This window comes from Microbacterium resistens (assembly GCF_031456305.1).
GTDB classification, from domain to species: domain Bacteria; phylum Actinomycetota; class Actinomycetes; order Actinomycetales; family Microbacteriaceae; genus Microbacterium; species Microbacterium resistens_A.
Genome location: NZ_JAVDUM010000011.1, coordinates 107566 through 128624 on the forward strand (window position 1 = coordinate 107566; position 21059 = coordinate 128624).

Genomic DNA, 21059 nt, shown 5'->3' on the forward strand with positions numbered 1-21059 from the left:
CGAAGGTGCCTCCATGGCCGTAGACGCCCTCGCCCCGGAACTCCCGGCGGCTCGCTCCATATCCGCCGGCGGCGGACTATGGCGCTACATCATCGTCCGACTCCTGCTCATCATCCCGACCGTCCTGATCCTGGTCACGATGGTCTTCTTCCTGATGCGGATCACCGGCGACCCCATCACCGCGGCCCTCGGCGGCCGCCTCCCCGCGGCACAGCTCGCGGAGCGCATCCACCAGGCCGGGTACGACCGGCCGCTGATCGTCCAGTACTTCGAGTACCTCGGCGCCGCCCTCCGCGGCGACTTCGGCATGACGATCACCGACGGCCGCCCCGTGACCGACGTCCTGCTCCAGTACGGCTCGGCGACGCTGGAGCTCGCGGTCTACGCGCTCATCGTCGCCTTCGCCGTGAGCATCCCGCTGGGCCTCGTCGCCGCCTACCGCCGTGACAAGTGGCAGGACGCGGCGCTGCGGATCATGGCGATCCTCGCCTACGCGACGCCCATCTTCTTCGTCGGACTGCTGCTGAAGCTCCTCTTCTCGGTCTGGCTGGGATGGTTCCCGGTGTCCGGCCGGGCAAGCACCCGGACCGAGCTGCTGATGAGCGGCATCGACACGCCCACCGGCATCTACCTCCTGGACGCGATCCGCCTCGGCAACGGCGAGGCCATCGGGGATGTGCTGTGGCACGCGGTGCTGCCCGCCGTGGCGCTCGGCATGCTCACGGCCGGCGTCTTCCTCCGGCTCATCCGCACGAACGTGATCGGAACCCTCGGACAGCAGTACGTCACATCAGGGCGGTCGCGGGGCGTGAGCGAGTACCGCCTCGTCACCAAGCACGCGTTCCGGCCGGCGCTGATCCCGATCATCACCGTGATCGGCCTGCAGATCGCGATGCTGCTCGCCGGCGCCGTCCTCACCGAGACGACGTTCGAGTGGAAGGGCATCGGCTTCATGCTCGCCGAGTACCTCAAGGCCCGCGACTTCGTGGCCGTCCAGGGGATCGTGGTGATGATCGCGGTGATCGTCGCCGTGACGAACTTCCTCGTCGACATCGTCGCCGCCGTCATCGACCCGAGGGTGAGGTACTGAACGTGGTGGACCGCAACCTGCCCACGCCGTCGACCGCGACCCTCGCCGTCGCGACGCCGCGCAAGCGCCGCTGGACCGAGCGGCTGCCGGTGATCTCGCACCTCCGCCAGAGCATCGGGCTCCAGCGCGGAATGCTCGTCACCGGCCTCGTGATCACGCTGTTCTTCGTCGTCGTCGCCCTCCTCGCGCCGCTGATCGCCCCGTACTCCTGGGCGCAGCAGTCGGTGGACGGCCAGAAGTTCGGCACGCAGCAGCCGCCGAGTGCGACGAACCTCCTCGGCACCACGGTGTCCGGGTTCGACGTGTTCTCCCGCATGATCTGGGGGGCGCAGACCGCGCTCCTCGTCATCCTCGCCGCGATCGCCTGCTCGATCTTCCTCGGCATCCTCCTCGGCCTCCTCTCCGGATACTTCGGCGGCTGGCTCGACCGGATCCTCGTCGTCGTGGCCGACGCGATCTACGCCTTCCCCTCGCTCCTGCTCGCGATCGTCATGTCGATCGTGATCAGCCGCGGGCAGTCCAGCCTGTGGGCTGGCGTCATGGCGACGGCGCTGTCGATCACGGTGGTCTTCGTGCCGCAGTACTTCCGCGTGATCCGCGCCGAGGTCGTACGGGTGCGGTCGGAGCCCTTCGTGGAGTCGGCCAAGGTGATCGGGGTGTCCACCCGGCGGATCCTCCTGCGCCATGTGCTGCGCAACTCCACCCGCTCCCTGCCGGTCGTCGTCACGATCAACGCGTCCGAGGCGCTCCTGACCCTCGCGGGCCTGGGCTTCCTCGGCTTCGGGATCGAGGCCACGGCCGCCGCGGAGTGGGGGTACGACCTGAACCGCTCGGTGGCCGACGTCACGAGCGGCATCTGGTGGACCTCGATCTTCCCCGGTCTCGCGATCGTGCTGGTGGTGCTCGGCATCACCCTGGTCGGAGAGAGTCTGAACGACCTGAGCGATCCGCGACTGCGCACCCGCCGTCGCGCAGGAGGTGCGGCATGACCGCTTCGAGCGAGAACACCCGCACCGGCATCGCCACCGGCGCGGACGTCGCGCAGATCGAGGATCTGCGGATCACGTTCGCCACCGACGGCGACCCGGTCGAGGCGGTCAAGGGCATCGATCTGCAGGCGCACGCCGGCGAGGTGCTTGCGATCGTCGGCGAGTCCGGATCCGGCAAGACGGTCACCGCCAACGCGTTGCTCGGACTGCTGCCCGAGACGGCGACCATGTCGGGCGCCGTGATCGTGCGCTCGCGCGCCGGGGACGAGACCGATGTCGTGCACGCATCGGGCGCGCGCCTTCGTGCGATGCGCGGACGGGACGCCGCGATGGTGTTCCAGGAGCCGTCGACGGCGCTGAACCCGGTGTACACCGTGGGGTGGCAGATTGCGGAGGGACTGCGCGCACATCGCCCGGCAGGGCAGGGGAAGCTCTCGAAGAAGGATGCCAGGGCCAAGGCCGTCGACATCCTGCGCCGGGTCGGCATCCCCGATCCGGAGAAGCGCGTCGACGAGTACCCGCACCAGTTCTCCGGCGGGCAGAAGCAGCGCATCGTGATCGCGATGGCGCTGGTCCTCAACGCCGGGCTCATCATCGCCGACGAGCCGACCACGGCCCTCGACGTGACCGTGCAGGCCGAGATCCTCGACCTGCTCCGCACCTGCCGGGACGAGTTCGGCGCGACCATCGTGCTCATCACGCACAACATGGGCGTGGTGGCGGACCTCGCGGATCGTGTGGTGGTGATGTACCGCGGCGACATCGTCGAGCAGGCGCCCGTCCACGATCTGTTCGAGCGGCCGGCGGAGGACTACACTCGCGAGCTGCTGGCCGCCGTGCCCCACGTCGGCCAGGGCAAGTCGCGCTCGCAGGATCCGAAGGCCGCCGTCGCCGACTCCGCCCCGGAGGGCAGCCTGATCGTCGCCTCGGCGTGCGAGATCGGCTACCCCGGGAGGTTCGGGCGCGGCGGGGTCGTCGCCGTCAAGGGCGTGGACTTCTGGGTCGGACCGGGCGAGGTCGTCGGCCTCGTCGGCGAGTCCGGATCGGGAAAGACCACGATCGGGCGGGCCGTGGTGGGTCTCACCACGGTGGTCGGCGGGTCGCTGCGCGTGCTCGGGCTGGAGATGCGGGGGGTGAAGGCGAGGCAGCTCGCGCCCCTCCGTCCGGAGATCGGATTCGTGTTCCAGGATCCGGCGACGAGCTTCAACCCGCTGCTCACGATCGCCGAGTGCATCGCGGAGCCGCTCATCGTGCACGGGAAGGCGGCGAACATGGCCGCCGCGCGTCGCAAGGTCGACGAGCTGCTCGACGCCGTGCGACTGCCGACCTCCTTCGGCGACCGCTATCCGCACGAGCTGTCCGGCGGCCAGCGTCAGCGGGCCTCGCTCGCCCGGGCCCTGGCCTTGGACCCGAAGCTCCTGATCGCCGACGAGCCGACCAGCGCGCTGGACGTCTCGGTGCAGGCGAAGGTGCTGGACCTGTTCGTGCAGCTCCAGGCCGACCTCGGCTTCGCCTCGCTGTTCATCAGCCACGACCTGGCCGTGATCGACGCCGTCTCGGATCGGATCATCGTGCTGCAGCAGGGACGGATCCGCGAGCAGGGCTCGACCGTGCAGGTGCTGAACGACCCGCAGGACGCGTACACGAGGGAGCTCCTCGCGGCGCTCCCCGTTCCGGATCCCGTCGAGCAGGCCGAGCGCCGCGCCCTCTGGCAGTCGGTGCGCCGCCGCTGACTCGCCTCGTCCTTCCCCGCGAGACTGCAACTGCGTTCCGAGACTGCGCGATTTTCCTGCACTCTTGGAACGCAGTTGCAGTCTCCCGGTCAGCGCGTGGGCGCAGGGCCTCGTCAGGCCGGGGTCGGCAGCGGCGGGATGAGGGAACGGCGCGGGGGCTCAGTGGCCGAAGACGATGCGGGAGAAGAACCACAGGGCGCCGATGCCGACGACCGCGACGACGCCGATCCAGGATCCGGTGCGTCGGAGGCGTCGTCCAGGGGCGGCGACCCCCGGCGCCGGAGGTGCGGCGAAGGGAACGGCGGAAGCGGCTGCCCCCTCGAGCGGACGCGCAGAAGCGGTCGAGCCGGCGCCGTCCGCCCAGGGCGAGTGCGCCGGGAAGGCGCTCGCCACGGCCGATGCGTCGGCGCGAAGGCGCTCGTCCCGCCACCGGGCCCATTGGTCGAGTTTGGTCAGCACAGCGCCCACCGTGGTGAAGAGCGCCGACCAGCGCGCCGGGTCCAGTGTGGAGACCTGCTCGTTCCTGGCGTAGAGGAACAGCCAGTCATCGACGATCTCGGCATCGAACTGGGCGGCATGGTCCATGAAACGGGCCATGATGTCCGGTGTGAACAGGTACAGGGCATCGCGTTCGTACCCCGCGGGGCAGAACAGCGAGAAGTGCCGATCGAAGTCCCCTTCCAGCGAGAGCCGCTGATCCTTCGAGAACCGGGCGGGGAGGCTGGATCCGAAGATCCCGTCGTTGGCGGCCGCATCCAGCACGATGTTCGGCAGCGGGACGTCGAGCTTGATCGCCACATACCCCCAGCGGTGGGTCTCGGAGTTCTTCCCCGAACCCGTCGTGTACTGGAAGTTGCCGAACTCCACGAAGCGCGGCTGCGCGCCGCGCACCAGATCCTCGGCCCGACGCGTGTGACCGAGCCCGAAGACCATGCCGGGAAGGGCGGGGTCGGTCACCAGCGGCACATAGGACATCGCGTTCGCCGCCGTGAAGCCGTTCAGCCGGTATCTGCGGATCCGGGACCGGCGGCGCAAGACGACGGACGCGACGACGATGCCGGCGATCGCCGCGACGGGGATGAGGGGGAGGAGCGGGACCAGCCACGCCGTCGACAGCGCGTTCTGCAGGACGACGAAGAGCACGAGGACGGCGAGGAACAACATCATCAGGGCGACAAAGCCCATGATCGCCCAGACGAAGATCTGGCTCGCAGGCGTCCTCGACTCCCCGTTCGCCTTGGCGGCGCGGGTGTATGCCGAGAAGGCGGCGGGATCGACCGGCGCCGTCAGCGGGCGCGCGTCGATGCCGGAGGGGCGCCCGGTGTCGGTCATCCGCGTCCCCGAGGGCGGTTCACGGTGTCGGCGTCCGCGGTGAGCGAGGCCTCAGCGGGCAGCGGCAGCGCCTCGATCGCCGGGTCCTCGCAGATCGCGCGGATCAGCTCCGCCGATCCGCCGATGACGGTGGAGTCGAAGTCGATCTCGCTGACCAGCACCCAGGCGTGATCGGCGGGCCAGATCAGGCTCGGGTGCTGCGCGGTGGTCCAGGACGCCGCGGGGTCGTCCTGCCCGTCGTCGCGGATGCCGTCGTCCGCACCGTGCTCGTCGCGCCAGGGCGCACGGTTCGGCCAGGACGGATCCGCGAAGACCCGGGGCGGCGCGGTGAAGAGCACATGCCTGCGCTGCGGCAGCTCGAGGAGAGCGCCCTCAGAGATCTCGCGGGGAAGGATGCCCTCCTGCCACGTGGGGGCGCGGAAGACGTTGTTGAACGGATCGTGGATGCTGCGCGCGAGCATCTCCTCATGTGCCGCGCCGGCATCGAGCCTCAGGTCTGCGCGCGCCGGCCCGTGGCCGAAGTGGCCGAGCAGCCCGCCCCAGCCCTCCCAGACCGCGGCGTGCCCGTCGTCCGGTGTCGAGGTGTGCGCGACGAGGTGTGCGGCGATCGGCGCCAGATCGCGGGGGTCCAGGTCGCCGAGCGCCGGTGCGGAGAACTCCCGGCCGTCGGGGGCGAGCGGGTGGGATGCGAGCTGCAGCTGCCCGTGCACGTCGCCGAGATCCGGCACGGCGACGATCCGGTGCCACTGCGCGAGCGGATGCAGCACCGTGCCGAACGCGGCCGCGGCGTCGGACCAGGTGGCCGGAGCGTCGATGAGGAGGGCGAACAGGCGGGTCCGTTCCGCATCGGACATCCGATGCCATTCCTCATTCGTGGGCACGGGACGCCCCGGCATGGAGCGGGCCTGGGCGGGATGGAAGACCCGGGCGTAGGCCTCGAAGCCGCGGGGGACGACGCTGTGCATCGTCGTGGAATCGCCGTCGAGCCGCTCCCGGATCCACGTGCCGACGCCGACCTCGCCCTCCCACTGCATGCGGCCCACGTTACCCGCAGCCCCCGACAGAGGGGAGGGGCGGAGGCGAGGAGGGCGGGGCGACGGGCGCCGATGGGGTAGACTGCACAGGTTGCCCGGGCATTCGTATGTCCGGACACGTGCACAACACCCTCCTGCTCCCGGGAAAGTCCCGGAAGCCGTTCTAGTCCGAAGGAGGTGGGTAAGTGACGCACCAGTACGAGCTCATGGTCATTCTGACCCCCGAGCTGGACGAGCGCCAGGTTGCCCCCAACCTCGACAAGTTCCTGAAGGTCATCACCAACGATGGTGGCTCGATTGAGAAGGTCGACATCTGGGGCAAGCGCCGTTTCGCCTATGAGATCAACAAGAAGACCGAGGGCATCTACGCCGTCGTGAACTTCACCGCGACGAGCGAGACCACTCAGGAGCTGGACCGCCAGCTGAACCTGAACGAGCTCGTGTTCCGCACCAAGGTGCTCCGCGCCGAGGAGGCGCAGGCCATGGTCGCCGCCGAGGCGAAGCGCGCCGAGGACAAGGCCGCTCGCAAGTCCAAGGTCGCGAAGGCGTAACCGTCATGGCCGGCGAGACGATCATCACCGTCGTGGGGAACCTCACCGCCGACCCCGAGCTGCGGTACACGCAGAACGGGCTGCCGGTGGCGAACTTCACCATCGCATCGACGCCGCGCAGTTTCGACCGTCAGGCGAACGAGTGGAAGGACGGCGATGCGCTGTTCCTCCGCGCGTCCGTGTGGCGCGAGTTCGCCGAGCACGTGGCGGGTTCGCTGACCAAGGGCATGCGGGTCATCGCATCCGGACGCCTGAAGCAGCGCTCCTACCAGGACCGCGAGGGCAACCAGCGCACGTCGATCGAGCTGGAGGTCGACGAGATCGGCCCCTCGCTCCGCTACGCGACGGCGCAGGTCACCCGCGCCGCATCGGGTGGCAGCGGCGGAGGCGGCGGTGGCGCTGGCCAGGCTCGTCCGCAGCAGCAGGTCTCGGAGGAGCCGTGGTCGACGCCCGGCTCGTCGAGCGCCGATGCGTGGAGCACCCCCGGCAGCTTCGGCGACGACACGCCGTTCTGAGCCGGACGACGACAAGACTCCGGGCGCTGAGCGCCCGACCACATCTCTAAGGAAGCAACAATGGCTGGAAAGTCGAGCGGCGACCGCCGCAAGCCGCGGAAGGGCGCGAAGAACGCCGCTCCCGCGAAGTCCATCCGCGTTGGTGTCATCGACTACAAGGACGTCGCGACCCTCCGCAAGTTCATCTCGGAGCGCGGGAAGATCCGCGCCCGTCGTATCACCGGTGTCTCGGTGCAGGAGCAGCGTCTGATCGCCAAGGCGATCAAGAACGCCCGTGAGATGGCGCTCCTGCCCTATGCCGGCGCGGGCCGTTAAGGAGCACCGACATGGCAAAGCTGATTCTCACGAACGAGGTCGCCGGGCTCGGTAGCGCCGGTGACGTCATCGAGGTCAAGAACGGGTACGCCCGTAACTACCTCATCCCGCAGGGCTACGCCGTCTCCTGGACGCGCGGTGGCGAGAAGCAGGTCGAGCAGATCCGTTCCGCTCGTCAGGCCCGCGCCATCCACGACCTCGACGAGGCCGTGGCGCTGAAGAACAAGATCGAGGCCGTCAAGGTCCGCCTGGCCGTCAAGGCCGGCGCCGAGGGGCGTCTGTTCGGCTCCGTGAAGCCGGCCGACGTCGCCGACGCTGTCGCGGGTGCCGAGCTGGGCTCGATCGACAAGCGCAAGGTGCACATCACCTCGCCGATCAAGTCGACGGGCGAGCACGAGGCCACCATTCGTCTGCACGACGACGTGACCGCGGTCATCACCCTCCAGGTCGTCGCCGCCAAGTAGCGCGATCTGTCCGACGCCCCCGGTTCCTCTGGATCCGGGGGCGTCGTCGTGCCCGGCCCCGTCCTTCTCCGGCCCCGTCTCCTCCCGTTCCGTCTCCTCCTGTCCCGTCTCCTCCCGTCGCGAAATGGGCGGCCCTCCTCGCTTCCCGTCGCGAAAAGTGCCGCGTCGGGCGGCTCTGAGCGGCACATTTCGCGACCGGAGCGCCTGGGGCGGGGCCGGAGTGCGCGGGAGCGGGGCCGGAGTGCGCGGGAGCGGGGTGGAGCGCGGGATCGGAAAGGCCGACGTCGGGATCGGAGCTGGCGTAGGCGGGCGGACAGCGGACCGTAGGTGAGGCGGACCGTAGGCGGTGCGGACCGTGGCTGGCGTCGGGGCCTTGTGCGGCGCGGCGAAGCCCTTCGGCGCGCCCATCCTCCGCGAGACTGCAACTGCGTTCCGAGACTGCGCGATTTTCCTGCTGTCTCGCGGCGCAGTTGCAGTCTCGTCGACCGCGGACCGCGGACCGCCGACGGGGGCGCCGACCGGCGGTGAGGACGGGCGCGGGCCGAGGGGCGTCCGCAGGGACGCCGAGGGGCGTCCGCGGGGAGGCCGAGGGGGGCCCGCAGGGCCCGGGGGCGGGGCGCCGCCGGAGGGTTCCGTAGGGGGGCGGGGGAGGGGCAATCGTGCTCGGATGAGCGCTCGGACGGGGTGAGAGCGCGCCCATGATCGGTGTCGGTTTCGACACTCTGGGCGCCGCCGCACCGTAACCGAGATCATGAGCGGTGTCCAGGGAGACGGGCGTCCGGATCCGGGCGCGCCCGGCGTTTCGCCGACTTGACTTTCCCCAGTGTTGTGCACATGTCGACCTATGACAACGAACCTTCAATCCCCGCTTGAAGCGTGATTTCATCCACAGGCTGGGGATTGCCAAAGAGCCTGATCAACAAGTAAAAGAGACCTTCAAGCCTCAAGCATCCACGGTGTTGTCCACAGGCACTCTGCACAGACACTCCGGAGTTCTTCGCATCCTTTCCACAGAGTTATCCACAGGTGCTGTTGCGGGTGTGGAGCGCCGCTCTTACCGTGGACAAGCAACTCGATGTCGGTGGTTGGTGATCTGCTGTTCGCAGTCGCGAAACGCACGAACCACACCGGCTGATCCGGTCCGCGGCGGCGGGCGTGGGATCCAGTTGCCGCTCACGCAGCAGGATGCCGATGTCGCGGCGGAAGAACGACAGAAGGGGAGTGCAGCTTGTCGATCGCCGACATCTCGGAGGAGCGTCTCGGGCGAGGACGCGAGCCCGAGCGCACCCCGCCGCACGACATGATCGCCGAGCAGAGCGCGCTGGGCGGCATGCTGCTGTCGAAGGACGCGGTGGCGGACGTGATCGAGACGCTCCGCGGGGTCGACTTCTACATCCCCAAGCACGAGCTGATCTACGAGGCGATCCTCTCGCTGTACTCGCACGGAGAGCCGACCGACGTGATCGCGGTCGGCGACGAGCTGGTCAAGACCGGCAACCTCCAGCGGGCTGGCGGCATCGACTACCTGCACACGCTGACCTCGATCGTCCCCACCGCGGCGAACGCGGGGTACTACGCCGGGATCGTCTCGGAGCGCTCGATCCTGCGCAAGCTCGTCGACGCCGGCACGCGCATCGTGCAGATGGGTTACGACGGCCAGGGCGATGCGACCGACCTCGTCAACTCGGCGCAGGCGGAGATCTACTCGGTCACGGGCGGTCAGGAGACCGAGGACTACGTCCCGCTGACGGTTGCCGTCGACGCGGCGGTCGAGGAGATCGAGGCCGCCAACGGCCGCGACGGGTCGATGACCGGCGTCCCGACCGGGTTCAAGGAGCTCGACGAGCTGACCAACGGCCTGCACGGCGGCCAGATGATCGTGGTGGCCGCGCGTCCCGCGATGGGAAAGTCGACGCTCGCGCTCGACTTCGCGCGCTCCGCCTCGATCGGCCACAATCACCCGTCGATCTTCTTCTCCCTCGAGATGGGCAAGAGCGAGATCGCGATGCGTCTGCTCAGCGCCGAGGGCGCCGTGCCCCTGCAGAACATGCGCAAGGGAACGCTCGACCAGCGCGACTGGACCACGGTCGCCGCGACCCGCGGCCGGATCAACGACGCGCCCCTGTACATCGACGACAGTCCGAACATGACCCTCGTCGAGATCCGCGCCAAGTGCCGTCGGCTCAAGCAGCGCGCGGGGCTCAAGATGGTCATCATCGACTACCTGCAGCTGATGACGAGCGGCAAGCGCGTCGAGTCCCGCCAGCAGGAGGTCTCGGAGTTCTCCCGTGCGCTGAAGCTCCTCGCGAAGGAGCTCCAGGTGCCGGTGATCGCGCTCTCCCAGCTGAACCGTGGTCCCGAGCAGCGGCAGGACAAGAAGCCCGCGATCAGCGACCTGCGCGAGTCGGGATCGATCGAGCAGGACGCCGACATGGTGATCCTGCTGCACCGCGACTCCGTCTACGACAAGGACGTGCGCCCCGGCGAGGCCGATCTCATCGTGGCCAAGCACCGTAACGGTCCGACGGCGACGATCCAGGTGGCGTTCCAGGGCCACTTCTCCCGCTTCACCGACATGGCCCCCGGCGGCGACTTCCACTGAGTCGTTCGAGGACGGACACCCCGGGACAAATGCCGAGCGCCCCCGAAAGCACCCCAAAGCGCCCCGGATCGACTCAGATCAGCGTGAGCACCACCATCAGCGTCAGCCCTGCGGCACAGGACAGAATGCCCGGATGAGCATCGTCCCGTTCCATCGGAGCCGGCTGACTGTACCGGGCCGCTGGCACGCGACCATTGCTGCGGTTTGCGAGGACTTCGTCGCGGCACACTCACGGCATGCATAGCCTTTCGGCTTGATTGCGACTGATTCCGCCTGCAATGCGACATTAACCCTGATCCGTTGACCGTGCCTGGGAGACGATTCTTGAGGCGCGGCTCTGGGGGCCGCGCCCGTACACGGGCTCGATTCCGACGAGCCCCGTCCGGGAGATCCCGCACGACGCCGTGCCGCGCATCATCGTCGCGTCCGAGAGGCGCGTCGGCGGCGGTGCCGGCTCGACTTCTCGCTCCTTCCGGATCGTGAGCGCATCCATCCGCGAGACTCCGGGAGCGACAGGCATGACCTTTGAGAGCACCAGCACGACCAAGGGAAGCGGACCGTCGCGTCGGTCCGTCCTGAAGACCGCGGCGTGGTCCGTCCCGGTGATCGCGGCAGCCTCCGCGATGCCGCTGGCGGCGGCGTCCGTCCCGGCCGACCAGCAGAACGTCCGCGTCTCCTCGTCCTGCTACGGGATCAACATCCTCGGCATCGGGCAGTCCTTCCCGCAGTTCACCATCGCCGCGGTCGGGAGCACCGTGCGCGCCGGCTCGACGTTCAACATCACCGGAACCGGGATCGGCAACCTCACCTTCGGTGACAGCAACGGCCTGGGGTTCTTCAACTTCCTCAACGGGAACACCGTGCAGTTCACCCTCACGCGCGACATCCCCGCCGGATCCTCGGCCACCGTGCAGGTGACCGGCTTCGCCTCGGCGCAGGCCCTCCGCACCTACACGATGTCGGTCGGGACCATCATCGGCAACGCCAACACGAACAAGGCCGACGATGCCGCGGGTCAGACGCTGCTCGGCGTCTCGCTGTTCGGCGTGCTCATCGGATACTGCGGCCGCTGACGCGCCGGGAAAGCTAAGGAGACCTCATGACTGAAACGAACTTCACCCAGGTCCGCGCCGACGAGATCGCGGCGTCCGTCAACCAGGACGACGTCGCGGTGTTCACCTCCGCCGTCGCGTTCGCCCCCGGCGTCGTGCCGACGGCCGAGGCCGTGGCCTCCGTCGCCTTCCCCGCGGACTTCTCGATCGACGCGTCGACCTTCTCCGGCAACGGATCCCGGGGCACCGCCACCGCATCCGCCGGCGGCGAGCAGGTCGCGCTTGCCCTGATCGATCAGGACGGCGTCTGGAAGCTGGACAGCACCGGCTCGTCCGAGAACATCACCGAGGCGCGCGCCGGCGCCTGACCCTCCGCTCCGCGGGGAGCGGCTGTGCACGATCGCGGTGGCGTGGACGAAGGTCTGCTCCACCGCGATCGTCGTCTCCGGGGGCAGGCGCGGATCAGGCCGGTACCGGAGCGGGATCAGGCGGGCGGCGTCCAGTCCTGCAGCCACGCGAGCTGGCGTCGCAGCGCCGAGGCCGGAGTGGCGCGGACCACCAGGTCGCGGACGGACGAGAGCGTGCGGCCCGGAACATGGGCGAGCCGGCCGACGGCCCGTGAGCGTCGCGCGACCCGCTGGCTCCGGGACACGCGGAGCTCGTCGTATCGCCGCAATGCGACCTTCAGCTCCGCGGCGTCGGGGGCGGCCGCCGCGAACGGGGAGAGCAGCGCCGTGAGCGTCGCCGCGTCCTCCATCGCCTGCCCTCCGCCCTGGCCGAGATTGGGCGTCATGGCGTGGGCGGCGTCGCCGAGCAGCACGGTGCGGCCGCGGACGAAGGACGGCAGCCGGCCGGCGAGCTCCTCGATCGGGTGGTACTGGATGGCGGAGGGCGGGGTCGCGGCGATGAGCTCGGGTATCGGTCGATGCCAGTGGCCGAAGAGCTCGTTCAGCGTCTCGGCGTGATCATCGAATCGGTGGCCCTGCCGGACGCTGAGCACCGCGAACCAGTACACCCGGCCATCGGGGAGTGGGGCGACCCCGAACCTCCTCCCGACGCCCCAGGTCTCTCCCGCCTCCCCGCGGAGGTCGACGGGGCGCTCGGTGATGCCGCGCCACGCCGAGTACCCCGCGTAGACGGTCCCGGGATCCTGCGGCCAGGACGCTCTGATGGCGCTCCTCAGCCCGTCGGCGCCGACGACGAGGTCGAACGGCTCCTCCCGCCGCGCGCCGTCCGCGGCGATGGTGGTGACCCGGCCGTCCTGCGCCGCCTCGATCACGCGATGGCCGAGGCGGAACGCGTCCGGCGAGATAGCGGACGCGAGGAGCTCGTGCAGACGCACCCGCTCGACCACTCGGAGTCCGGTCAGCTCGTCCGCGGGAAAAGTGGAGAGCCAGGAGCCATCAGGGCGGCGCTGTCCGCCCCGGAGAACGCCGGCCTCCGCCGTGGTGACGGCCCGGAACGCCTCTCCTCGACCGATCGAGTCCAGCGCCGTCAGGCCGTTCCCGAACACGGTGAGCCCGGATCCGCCGGGGCGGATCCCGGGACTCTGCTCGAACACGGCGACCTCCGCGCCGGAACGCTGCAGTCCCGCGGCGGCGCACAGTCCGCCGATGCCCGCGCCGACGATCGCGATCCTCACATCACACCTCCTGCTACATCTGTAGAGACTCTCTCCGATGCAAACTCTACAGGTGTATGGTCGCCGTATGGTCGCCACTCGGAACAGCGGATCCGATCGGCGGCGGGCGATAGCCGAGAGCGGGATCCGCATCCTCGCTCGTGACGGCATGCGTGCGCTCACCCATCGCGCGGTCGATCGAGAGGCCGGCATCGCGCAGGGGTCGAGCTCCTACTACGCCCCCACGCGGCGGGCGCTCCTGGAGCTCATCGTCCAGAACCTCGTGGAGCGCTCGGCGGAGGATGCGAAGGGCCTCGTGGGCCACGACACGGCGACGCCTCCGGGCGGCATCGGAGTCAGGACCGGTCCTGGCGCGGGTCCTGGTGCCGGTCCTGACGCCGGTCCTGGTGCCGATAGCGACATCGACGGGATGGCGCGCATGGTCGCGGCCCTGATCGATGCGCTGGCCTCCCGAGGCGATGACATGCGCGCCCGGTACGCCCTCCTCCTGGAGCTCGACGCCGACGATCCGCTGCGGGAGGTCCTCGCCAGACGGTCCCCCGTGCAGGAGGGGGTGCGGTCGCTCGCGATCTCGGCGCTCGCGCAGATCGGGGTCCGGTCGGCCGAGGATCGCGCTTCGGAGCTCTTCGACCTCACCGACGCGCTCCTGGTGCGGCGGATCGTCGCCGGCGCCGAGCTGCCGGTCGAGTCGATCGTCGCCGCCTACCTCCGCGGTATCGCCGACGGGGGATGAGGGCGATCGTGAGGCGGTACGGAACGACGATGGCGGGCCGCTCCCGGAGGAGACGGCCCGCCATCGCGGATCCCGTGCGCTGATCGTCAGCTGATCTTCTTGCGGTAGATCGCGATCGCGAACGCGTAGGCGGCGACGAGGATCCCGACGAGCCAGGCGAGGGCGACCCAGATGTCGTTGCCGACGGGCTGCTGTGCGAACAGCGCGCGGACCGTGTTGACGATGGACGTCACCGGCTGGTTCTCGGCGAACCAGGCGACGGGGCCGGGCATTGATGCGGTGGGCACGAACGCCGAGCTGATGAAGGGGAGGAAGATCAGCGGGTAGCTGAACGCGCTCGCCCCGTCCACCGTCTTGGCGGAGAGCCCGGCGATCACGGCCACCCAGGTCAGTGCCAGGGTGAACAGGATCAGGATGCCCGCGATGGCGAGCCACGCCCCGACGGACGCGCCGGTGCGGAACCCCATGATCAGGGCGACGCCGGTGACGATGGCGACCGAGACCAGGTTCGCCGCGACCGAGGTGAGCACGTGCGCCCACAGGACGCTCGACCGGGCGATGGGCATCGACTGGAAGCGCTCGAAGATGCCGCCCTGCATGTCCAGGAACAGCCGGTACGCGGTGTAGGCGATGCCGGACGCGATCGTGATCAGCAGGATGCCCGGGAGCATGTAGTTGATGTACGACTCGTCGGAACCGGTGTTGATCGCGCCGCCCAGCACGTACACGAACAGCAGCATCAGCGCGATCGGGGTGACCGCGGTCGTGATGATCGTGTCGGGGCTGCGGAGGATGTGGCGCAGCGACCGGCCCGTGAGGACGCCGGTGTCGCTGAGGACGTGGGAGGTCATCGGAGTTCCTTTCCTGCGGAGGCCGTGCCCGTGGTGTCGGCCTCGCCCGTCTCGCCGACGAGCGCCAGGAAGACGTCCTCGAGGGAGGGCTGCTTCTCGACGTACTCGACCTTGGCGGAGGGGAGGAGCCGCTTGAGCTCGGCGAGGGTGCCGTTCTGGATGATCGTGCCCTTGTGCAGGATCGCGATCCGGTCGGCGAGCTGCTCGGCCTCGTCGAGGTACTGGGTGGTCAGCAGCACGGTCGTGCCGCTGTCGGCCAGCTCCTTCACGGTCTGCCACACCTCGATGCGGGCCTGCGGGTCGAGACCGGTGGTCGGCTCGTCGAGGAAGATGATCGGCGGGTTGCCGATCAGGCTCATGGCGATGTCGAGCCGGCGGCGCATGCCGCCCGAGTAGGTCGCGGCCTTCCTGCTTCCGGCGTCGGTGAGCGAGAACCGGGCGAGCATGTCGTCGGCGATCGCACCCGGGTTCTTCAGGTGGCGCAGCTTGGCGACGAGCACGAGGTTCTCCCGACCGCTGAGCACCTCGTCGACGGCGGCGAACTGGCCGGTCAGGCTGATCGACTGCCGCACGTCGTTCGGTGCGGAGGCGACGTCGATACCGTTGACGGTGGCGGTGCCCGCATCGGCCTTCAGGAGCGTCGACAGGATCCGCACCAGCGTGGTCTTGCCGGCGCCGTTCGAGCCGAGCAGGGCGAAGATGCTCCCCGCGGCGACCTCGAAGTCGACGCCGCGCAGCACCTGGAGGTCCTTGAAGGACTTGGTGACGCCCTGGACGCGGATCGCAGGCCCGCGTGTCCGGGTGGTGGTCATCGTTCCTCACCCCGCTTCGCCTGATCGACGGCCTTGATGAGGCGGGCGCGCTCCTTGTCGATCCACTGCTTGCCGCCGTAGGCCTGGGCGAACGTCTCGGCGAACTCGACCGGGTCATCCCCGACGATCTCGGTCACGGGCGTGCCGTCCAGGGCCGCGCGCTCCCACAGGTCGGTGAGGTCGAGGAACATCTGCACGATCGTGTCGCCGTCGGTGATGCCGCCGTAGTACATGAAGTACCGGTTGAAGGCGCTGGCGGTGCTGCGGTAAGGCTCGGGCAGCGCGTCCAGGCGCGCCTTGGCCTGACGGTACTGCTTCTTCTGCTCGAGGGGCCCGGTGAGGGCCTCGATCCACTTGGCGGTCATGATCGGTCTCCTTCGTCCTGCTGGTCGTCGTCGTTCTTGCTGTCGATGTGGTGGTGGAGCTGTTCGATCCGCTCGGTGAGGAAGCTCCACGTTCCCCAGAACTCGGTGAGCTGGTTCCGGCCCTGCGCGTTGAGCGAGTACACCTTCCGCGGCGGGCCCTTCTCCGAGGGCACCTTCTCCACGTCCACGAAGCCCCTCTGCTCGATCCGGACGAGCAGGGCGTAGACCGTGCCCTCCGCGATCTCGGCGAAGCCCTCGTCCCGCAGCCGCGCCGTGATCTCGTATCCGTAGGCCGGACGAGCGGAGAGGATCGCGAGGACGATCCCCTCGAGAGTGCCCTTGAGCATCTCTGTCAACTGGTTCCCCATGGGACACCTCCTTCTACTCTGTGTCGTTGAGTACCACTAGACGGTAACACTAAGTACCGGTACATAGCAACACTGAATACCCGTCGATTTCCAGCGAGGGCGGGAGGCTCGCCGAAACAGCAACTGCGTCCCGAGACTGCGGAAAAATCGCGCTGTCTCGAGACGCAGATGCAGTCTCGGCGGGGAGAGCCCGGGGCGGGCCGGAGAGGGGCGGGGCCGGGAGGGCGGGGGAGTCGGGTCAGCCCTGCAGGTCGATCTGGGCGAGGGTGAGGCGGATCCGTGCCTCTGTCGTCGGGGGCAGGAGCGCGCGGATCACCTGCCGCGCCGTTCGCGTCGTGTCGGCGGCGCCGAGCGTTCCATCGGCGCCGAGGGAGGCGTCGACCTCGATGGGCTCCGACTCCGCCCGGACCCGGACCAGGGGTTCGCGGTCGGTGCGGATCCCGAGCAGGCGCGCCCCGGCGTCGACGGCGACGGACACCGCCCCGTCGACGGGGAACAGCACCGCGATCCCCGGCGTCTCCAGAAGCGCCGTCTCGATGGCGAAGGCGAGCTCCCTCTCCTGCTGCGGGTTCATCGGTGCGCCTCCTCGGAGGACCCCACGTCGATCCTCAGGTCATGGACGATGATGTCGATCCCGGTGACGACGAGATCGGTGTGGCGGCGGAGCTCGGCGTCGATCGTCGCGCGCAGCCGGTCGGCGATGTCATGGATCGGCTCGCCGTAGGGCAGGCTCGCCTCCACCTCGATGCGGACCGGCGCGTCGAACGTCGTCAGGTCGCCGTCGAGCCGGCAACGGCCGACGATCACGCCGGGGGTCGCCCGCTCGGCGGCCCGGATGAGTCCACGGACCGCGCCCTCGGACATCCCGAGGTCGTCCGGCCCCGGGGCGTCCAGGGGGATCCGGCGTCCGGCTCGGGCGTCGAGGGCGATGCCGGAGAGGACCCGCTGCACCCAGTCCTCCTCGACCGGCGGCTCCTCCGCGGTGTCGTCGTCGATCAGCTCCGCCCCCAGGGACCGCAGCCGGGCGAGCGCCTCCAACGCGATGCGGCACCCCGGCGACTGCTCGATCGACGGGTCCGGAGGCGTCCGGCCGGCGTCGAGGTAGTCGACGAGCTCGTCCATGGTGTGACCGTCGAGGTCCTCAGGGCCGAACCCGAGGGCGACCGATCCCGTCCCGCGTCCCTCTCGGCTCATCGCCATTCCTCCATCCGCGTGATGATGTATCTCCGTGCTCGGGCGAGCAGACCCCGCACCGTGCTCACGGGGATGTCCAGATCCTCCGCGATCTCTTCGTACGAGTGCCCTCCGACCTCACGGAGGACCCAGCATTCCCGTTGGGCGGCGGGGAGCTCGCCGAGGGCCTCGGCGAGGGCGGCGAGCTCGGCACGTCGTTCGACCGTGGCCGGAGGGGCCTCGTGAAGCGGCGTCGCCAGGGTGCGTTCCGGTGCGTCGTCGAGGTCGAGATGCGGGCGGGTCGCGCGGAGCTCGCTGATCGCGTTCCGGCTCACGATCCGCATCAGCCAGCTCCTGACCTTCGCGGGCTGCTCCAGCTCGGGGAGCTTCTGCCATGCCGTCACGAAGGCCTCCTGGACGATGTCGTCCACGCTCGCGGTGGCGCCGAGGATACGGCGCGCGTAGGCCCGGAGCAGCGGCGTGTAGCGGCGCACGAGCGTGGTGAAGGCATCGACGTCCCCATCCGCCGCCCGTCCTGCGACGGTGCGGTCGTCCGCCTGCGCCAGCAGGAGCCGGGAGTCGGGGTCGGTCATCCATCTGCCTTCCTGCCAGTGGTGGGTGCGGCATGGGGTCGGCGCCGAGGGTGCCGACCCCATGGTCGCCGGTGCCTGTGGCATCCGGCGGATTTGTCTGTGAGACCGTTCAACGGGTGCGCGTCGTCCGGCCCGTGCTCCGTAGATGATCGACACGAGTCACGGAGCGCTGCCGTGCCGTCGATCGCACCGCGATCCGGAACGGCGTCGGACGATCGCTACTTCTTGAAGGCGTCCCTGATCTTCTCCGCAGTGTTCTCCACGGCGTCCTTCGCCTTCTCCACGACATCTTCCGCGGTGTCCTTGACCTTCTCGGCGGCCTCCTTGACCTGGCCGCGGAGCTGATCGGCCTTGCCCTCGGCGGCGAGCCCGTCGTCACCGGTGGCGTCTCCGACGACCTCCTTGGCCGTGCCCTTCACCTGGTCGGCCGCGGCGTCGAACTTGTCCTGCGTGCTCATGTCGTTCTTCCTCTCGTCGGTTCTCTTCTTCGTTCCGAGGCCTGTCGGCCCCGGGGGCTTGGCGGTCTTCCGGAGTCATGGTCTTTCCCGGCGTCATGCTTTTTACCGGCGTCATGGTCTTTCCGGCGTCCGGTCCGTGATCGTCAGCGCACCCGCGTCGCGGCGCGGAGGCGATCCAGACCGCCTCGATCGGCCAGGTGCACGAGGACCGGGAGGCGTGCTCCGGCCAGTCCGTCCCACTCCTCGACCGCGGCGTCGGCGGCGGTCAGGATCTCCGGAAGCCGTGCCCCGGATCTCGGGACGATCGCGAGCCTGATCGCGGGCGCTCGATGAACCCGGAAGGCCTGCGCCCGGGACGACAGCACGTCGCTGCGCTCGCCGAGGGGCCCGGACAGGACGGCATCCGCCACGGAGGCGTCCACCCTGGTCGTCCCCTCGTCACCGCCGAAGCTCAGCACCGTCCGTGCGCGCCCTCCGCCCCGCGTCGACAGGAAGACGACCAGGAGGACGGCGACGATCAGGCCGCCTCCGCCGGCGAGGATCGCGGTGCCGTCCAGCATGCGGCCATCCGGCAGCGGGATCCCCCAGGACCCCGACCAGTCCACGGCCTGTCTCCCGGCCTGCTCCATGGCGTCGGTCACGCGGTCGTGGACGTCCTGAGCTCCCGCGATCGGCAGGAGCCGGAGCACCGCCACCGCGGCGACGACCAGGAGCACGAGGCCCGTGATGAAGAGCAGCGCACGGTTGACGAAGCGGTTCGTGGAGTTCACGACAACACCCCGTTCGGCGAGACGATGACGGTCGACCGGGTCGTGAAGCCCAGATCCGACAGCGTGGCCGTGGCCGCGGACGCAGCCCCCTCCCGGTCCACCGCGACCCCGCTCACGGGTCGGATCCGCACCGTCGCTCGGCGTGGTCCGACCGTGACCGCCACTTGGCCCCGCGGGATGCCGCAGCGCACGGCGACGGCCGAGGCCGCGGCATCCGCGAGCACCCCGTCGTCGACCAGCACCGCCGACCGCTCGGCCGTCCGGCTGCGTCGCGCGCGGCGTCCGGGCGTGACCGCGAGGGTGATCAGCAGGATCCCCGCCAGCGCCATCACCGCGGTCACCACGACGAGGCCGGCCGGATCGGCGTGCCCGGCCATCGCGGCGCCCAGGCCTTCGCCGAGCCCCGCCGCGAACCTCCTGCCGGCGTCGTCGACGCCCGCCCAGATCGCCAGCGCCCCTCCGGCGGCGATCCCCAGGAGGAGCACGGAGGCGACCACGACCGCCGCGACCGTGCGCGGGGAGTGCGTCTCCCTGCGCAGGAGGCGTCGGTACGTCCTCTGCTCGGACGTCATCAGATCACCCTTCTCGTCTTCGGCGGCCGCACGCCGGAATAGCGCACGTCGACCGTCCCCAGCCGTCGTCCGGCGAGCCGATCGAACCCCACGATCAGTGCTCGCCGGACGGCGTCCCCCTGCGCGGACGCGCTCGCGCCGTCTCGGCCGACGGACACCGGAAGCGAGACCGACGCGCGCAGCACGCCGCCGGCGTCATCGAGCCGGACCGAGACGTCGGCGCTCCGCACGTCCGCCGTCCTGGACACGAGGCCCACGGCGACCCGTCGCAGCGCCTGCACGGCGATGACCGTCTGCCCGCGCTGCTCCCGCGTCTCCGTCTCCGCCGTGCTCATGACGACGTGCGGCGTCCGCGGACCGCGTCGGCCAGAGCTCTCAGATCGAGGCGACCGTCGGCGATGCGTCCGATGCCGGCGCCGAGCAGCATCGCGACGCCGACGAGGATGAACGCCCAGAAGCCGAACGCGACCCAGGTGAGGGCCAGCACCGCCCCGACGGCGGCGCCCGTCACGGTGGCGGTCACCGGACCCGCGCCTCCTGCGCCTCGTCGTCGGCGCTGTCGTCGTCGGAGGGGATGTGGACGTCGTTCACGGTCACGTTGACCTCGGTGACCTCCATGCCGATCAGGCTCTCCATCGCGCGGTAGACGGAAGCGCGGACCTCGGCGGCAAGCTCCTGGAGCGCGACCGGGTACTCGGCGACGATCGTGACGTCGACGGCGACCTGCTTCTCCCCGACCTCGACGCTGATGCCCTGGGAGAGGTCCGTCGAGTTCAGGGCGTCCCGGATCGCGCCGACCACGCGGGCGGCCCCGCCGCCCAGTGCGTAGACGCCGCGGACCTCGCGCGCCGCGATCCCCGCGACCTTGGCGACCACGCCGTCCTCGATCGTCGTCTTGCCGCTCAGCCCGGTCGCCTGAGTCTTCTTCTCCGCTGCCACGATGTCGTTCGCCATGATGATGGCCTCCCCTGTGTCGCCGCCCGGATGGGCGGGCCGCCGTGAACCGACGACACTCCTAAGACGCAGGCCGAGGGGGAAACGTCAC

General features: G+C 69.8%; 27 protein-coding genes. 11 read left to right on the plus strand and 16 right to left on the minus strand.

Annotated elements, in window-relative coordinates:
• The first annotated feature begins 13 nt into the window (after nucleotides 1-13).
• Genes J2Y69_RS12895 through J2Y69_RS12905 form a run of 3 tightly spaced genes read left to right on the plus strand, consistent with a single transcriptional unit; the run spans nucleotide 14 to nucleotide 3812 of the window.
• The gene (locus J2Y69_RS12895; protein ID WP_310021358.1) at nucleotides 14-1090 is read left to right on the plus strand and encodes an ABC transporter permease; all 1077 of its coding nucleotides are present in this window, start codon (nucleotides 14-16) and stop codon (nucleotides 1088-1090) included.
• 2 nt (nucleotides 1091-1092) lie between these two features.
• On the plus strand, nucleotides 1093-2079 hold the full coding sequence (locus J2Y69_RS12900; RefSeq protein WP_310021360.1) for an ABC transporter permease: 987 nt from the start codon (nucleotides 1093-1095) through the stop codon (nucleotides 2077-2079).
• The gene (locus tag J2Y69_RS12905; protein WP_310021361.1) at nucleotides 2076-3812 is read left to right on the plus strand and encodes an ABC transporter ATP-binding protein; all 1737 of its coding nucleotides are present in this window, start codon (nucleotides 2076-2078) and stop codon (nucleotides 3810-3812) included. The genes J2Y69_RS12900 and J2Y69_RS12905 overlap by 4 nt, the downstream gene beginning before the upstream one ends.
• A 159-nt stretch (nucleotides 3813-3971) precedes the next feature.
• Here the strand turns inward: J2Y69_RS12905 and J2Y69_RS12910 are convergent, their stop codons facing one another.
• Together J2Y69_RS12910 and J2Y69_RS12915 are read right to left on the minus strand one after the other, a co-directional pair.
• Nucleotides 3972-5144: a hypothetical protein gene (locus J2Y69_RS12910; RefSeq protein ID WP_310021364.1), complete on the minus strand. Its 1173-nt coding sequence runs from the start codon at nucleotides 5142-5144 to the stop codon at nucleotides 3972-3974.
• Nucleotides 5141-6178, minus strand: a complete 1038-nt coding sequence (locus J2Y69_RS12915; protein WP_310021366.1) for a hypothetical protein — start codon at nucleotides 6176-6178, stop codon at nucleotides 5141-5143. Before J2Y69_RS12915 ends, J2Y69_RS12910 begins: the two co-directional genes overlap by 4 nt.
• A gap of 185 nt (nucleotides 6179-6363) precedes the next feature.
• On the opposite strand from J2Y69_RS12915, the gene rpsF reads away from it, so the two are divergent.
• From rpsF to J2Y69_RS12950, 7 genes are all read left to right on the plus strand, one after another.
• On the plus strand, nucleotides 6364-6729 hold the full coding sequence (rpsF, locus tag J2Y69_RS12920) for a 30S ribosomal protein S6 (RefSeq protein WP_310021368.1): 366 nt from the start codon (nucleotides 6364-6366) through the stop codon (nucleotides 6727-6729).
• A 5-nt stretch (nucleotides 6730-6734) separates the two neighbouring features.
• On the plus strand, nucleotides 6735-7244 hold the full coding sequence (locus tag J2Y69_RS12925; RefSeq protein WP_310021370.1) for a single-stranded DNA-binding protein: 510 nt from the start codon (nucleotides 6735-6737) through the stop codon (nucleotides 7242-7244).
• A 60-nt stretch (nucleotides 7245-7304) separates the two neighbouring features.
• Nucleotides 7305-7559, plus strand: coding sequence for a 30S ribosomal protein S18 (gene rpsR / locus J2Y69_RS12930; RefSeq protein ID WP_040168021.1), 255 nt, complete (start codon nucleotides 7305-7307; stop codon nucleotides 7557-7559).
• A gap of 11 nt (nucleotides 7560-7570) precedes the next feature.
• Nucleotides 7571-8023, plus strand: a complete 453-nt coding sequence (gene rplI, locus J2Y69_RS12935) for a 50S ribosomal protein L9 (protein ID WP_310021372.1) — start codon at nucleotides 7571-7573, stop codon at nucleotides 8021-8023.
• 1228 nt (nucleotides 8024-9251) lie between these two features.
• Nucleotides 9252-10625, plus strand: coding sequence for a replicative DNA helicase (gene dnaB / locus J2Y69_RS12940; protein ID WP_396653099.1), 1374 nt, complete (start codon nucleotides 9252-9254; stop codon nucleotides 10623-10625).
• Nucleotides 10626-11143: 518 nt separating this feature from the next.
• A complete protein-coding gene (locus tag J2Y69_RS12945) occupies nucleotides 11144-11698 on the plus strand; it encodes a hypothetical protein (protein ID WP_310021374.1) in 555 nt (184 codons plus the stop codon).
• 26 nt (nucleotides 11699-11724) lie between these two features.
• Nucleotides 11725-12045, plus strand: a complete 321-nt coding sequence (locus tag J2Y69_RS12950; RefSeq protein WP_310021376.1) for a hypothetical protein — start codon at nucleotides 11725-11727, stop codon at nucleotides 12043-12045.
• Nucleotides 12046-12161: 116 nt separating this feature from the next.
• Here J2Y69_RS12950 and J2Y69_RS12955 read toward each other — a convergent pair whose 3' ends face one another.
• Nucleotides 12162-13319 (minus strand): FAD-dependent monooxygenase, encoded by a 1158-nt coding sequence (locus J2Y69_RS12955; RefSeq protein ID WP_310021378.1) that lies wholly within the window; start codon nucleotides 13317-13319, stop codon nucleotides 12162-12164.
• 67 nt (nucleotides 13320-13386) lie between these two features.
• Here J2Y69_RS12955 and J2Y69_RS12960 point away from each other — a divergent pair, with 67 nt between their 5' ends.
• Nucleotides 13387-14052 carry a TetR/AcrR family transcriptional regulator gene (locus J2Y69_RS12960; protein ID WP_310021381.1) on the plus strand — a complete coding sequence of 222 codons (666 nt, stop codon included), beginning with the start codon at nucleotides 13387-13389 and terminating at the stop codon, nucleotides 14050-14052.
• Between the two features lie 86 nt (nucleotides 14053-14138).
• Here J2Y69_RS12960 and J2Y69_RS12965 read toward each other — a convergent pair whose 3' ends face one another.
• The 13 genes from J2Y69_RS12965 to J2Y69_RS13025 all read right to left on the minus strand — a co-directional run bounded on the left by J2Y69_RS12965 (nucleotide 14139) and on the right by J2Y69_RS13025 (nucleotide 20968).
• Nucleotides 14139-14903, minus strand: a complete 765-nt coding sequence (locus tag J2Y69_RS12965) for an ABC transporter permease (RefSeq protein ID WP_310021382.1) — start codon at nucleotides 14901-14903, stop codon at nucleotides 14139-14141.
• Complete coding sequence (locus J2Y69_RS12970; protein ID WP_310021384.1) at nucleotides 14900-15715, minus strand: ABC transporter ATP-binding protein; 816 nt, start codon at nucleotides 15713-15715, stop codon at nucleotides 14900-14902. The genes J2Y69_RS12965 and J2Y69_RS12970 overlap by 4 nt, the downstream gene beginning before the upstream one ends.
• The gene (locus tag J2Y69_RS12975; RefSeq protein WP_310021386.1) at nucleotides 15712-16080 is read right to left on the minus strand and encodes a DUF1048 domain-containing protein; all 369 of its coding nucleotides are present in this window, start codon (nucleotides 16078-16080) and stop codon (nucleotides 15712-15714) included. Before J2Y69_RS12975 ends, J2Y69_RS12970 begins: the two co-directional genes overlap by 4 nt.
• Nucleotides 16077-16448: a PadR family transcriptional regulator gene (locus J2Y69_RS12980; protein WP_310021388.1), complete on the minus strand. Its 372-nt coding sequence runs from the start codon at nucleotides 16446-16448 to the stop codon at nucleotides 16077-16079. The genes J2Y69_RS12975 and J2Y69_RS12980 overlap by 4 nt, the downstream gene beginning before the upstream one ends.
• 238 nt (nucleotides 16449-16686) lie before the next feature.
• On the minus strand, nucleotides 16687-17022 hold the full coding sequence (locus J2Y69_RS12985; RefSeq protein ID WP_310021390.1) for a hypothetical protein: 336 nt from the start codon (nucleotides 17020-17022) through the stop codon (nucleotides 16687-16689).
• Nucleotides 17019-17642, minus strand: a complete 624-nt coding sequence (locus J2Y69_RS12990) for an Asp23/Gls24 family envelope stress response protein (RefSeq protein ID WP_310021393.1) — start codon at nucleotides 17640-17642, stop codon at nucleotides 17019-17021. The genes J2Y69_RS12985 and J2Y69_RS12990 overlap by 4 nt, the downstream gene beginning before the upstream one ends.
• Nucleotides 17639-18214, minus strand: a complete 576-nt coding sequence (locus J2Y69_RS12995) for an RNA polymerase sigma factor (protein WP_310021396.1) — start codon at nucleotides 18212-18214, stop codon at nucleotides 17639-17641. The genes J2Y69_RS12990 and J2Y69_RS12995 overlap by 4 nt, the downstream gene beginning before the upstream one ends.
• 218 nt (nucleotides 18215-18432) lie before the next feature.
• Nucleotides 18433-18672: a CsbD family protein gene (locus tag J2Y69_RS13000; protein WP_310021398.1), complete on the minus strand. Its 240-nt coding sequence runs from the start codon at nucleotides 18670-18672 to the stop codon at nucleotides 18433-18435.
• A 143-nt stretch (nucleotides 18673-18815) separates the two neighbouring features.
• Nucleotides 18816-19442 carry a hypothetical protein gene (locus J2Y69_RS13005; protein WP_310021400.1) on the minus strand — a complete coding sequence of 209 codons (627 nt, stop codon included), beginning with the start codon at nucleotides 19440-19442 and terminating at the stop codon, nucleotides 18816-18818.
• Entirely contained in the window at nucleotides 19439-20014 is a 576-nt protein-coding gene (locus J2Y69_RS13010) for a hypothetical protein (protein ID WP_310021402.1), read from the minus strand. The genes J2Y69_RS13005 and J2Y69_RS13010 overlap by 4 nt, the downstream gene beginning before the upstream one ends.
• Complete coding sequence (locus tag J2Y69_RS13015; RefSeq protein ID WP_310021404.1) at nucleotides 20014-20349, minus strand: hypothetical protein; 336 nt, start codon at nucleotides 20347-20349, stop codon at nucleotides 20014-20016. Before J2Y69_RS13015 ends, J2Y69_RS13010 begins: the two co-directional genes overlap by 1 nt.
• The gene (locus J2Y69_RS13020) at nucleotides 20346-20537 is read right to left on the minus strand and encodes a DUF2273 domain-containing protein (RefSeq protein ID WP_310021405.1); all 192 of its coding nucleotides are present in this window, start codon (nucleotides 20535-20537) and stop codon (nucleotides 20346-20348) included. The genes J2Y69_RS13015 and J2Y69_RS13020 overlap by 4 nt, the downstream gene beginning before the upstream one ends.
• Complete coding sequence (locus tag J2Y69_RS13025) at nucleotides 20534-20968, minus strand: Asp23/Gls24 family envelope stress response protein (protein ID WP_310021408.1); 435 nt, start codon at nucleotides 20966-20968, stop codon at nucleotides 20534-20536. Before J2Y69_RS13025 ends, J2Y69_RS13020 begins: the two co-directional genes overlap by 4 nt.
• Nucleotides 20969-21059: the final 91 nt, after the last annotated feature.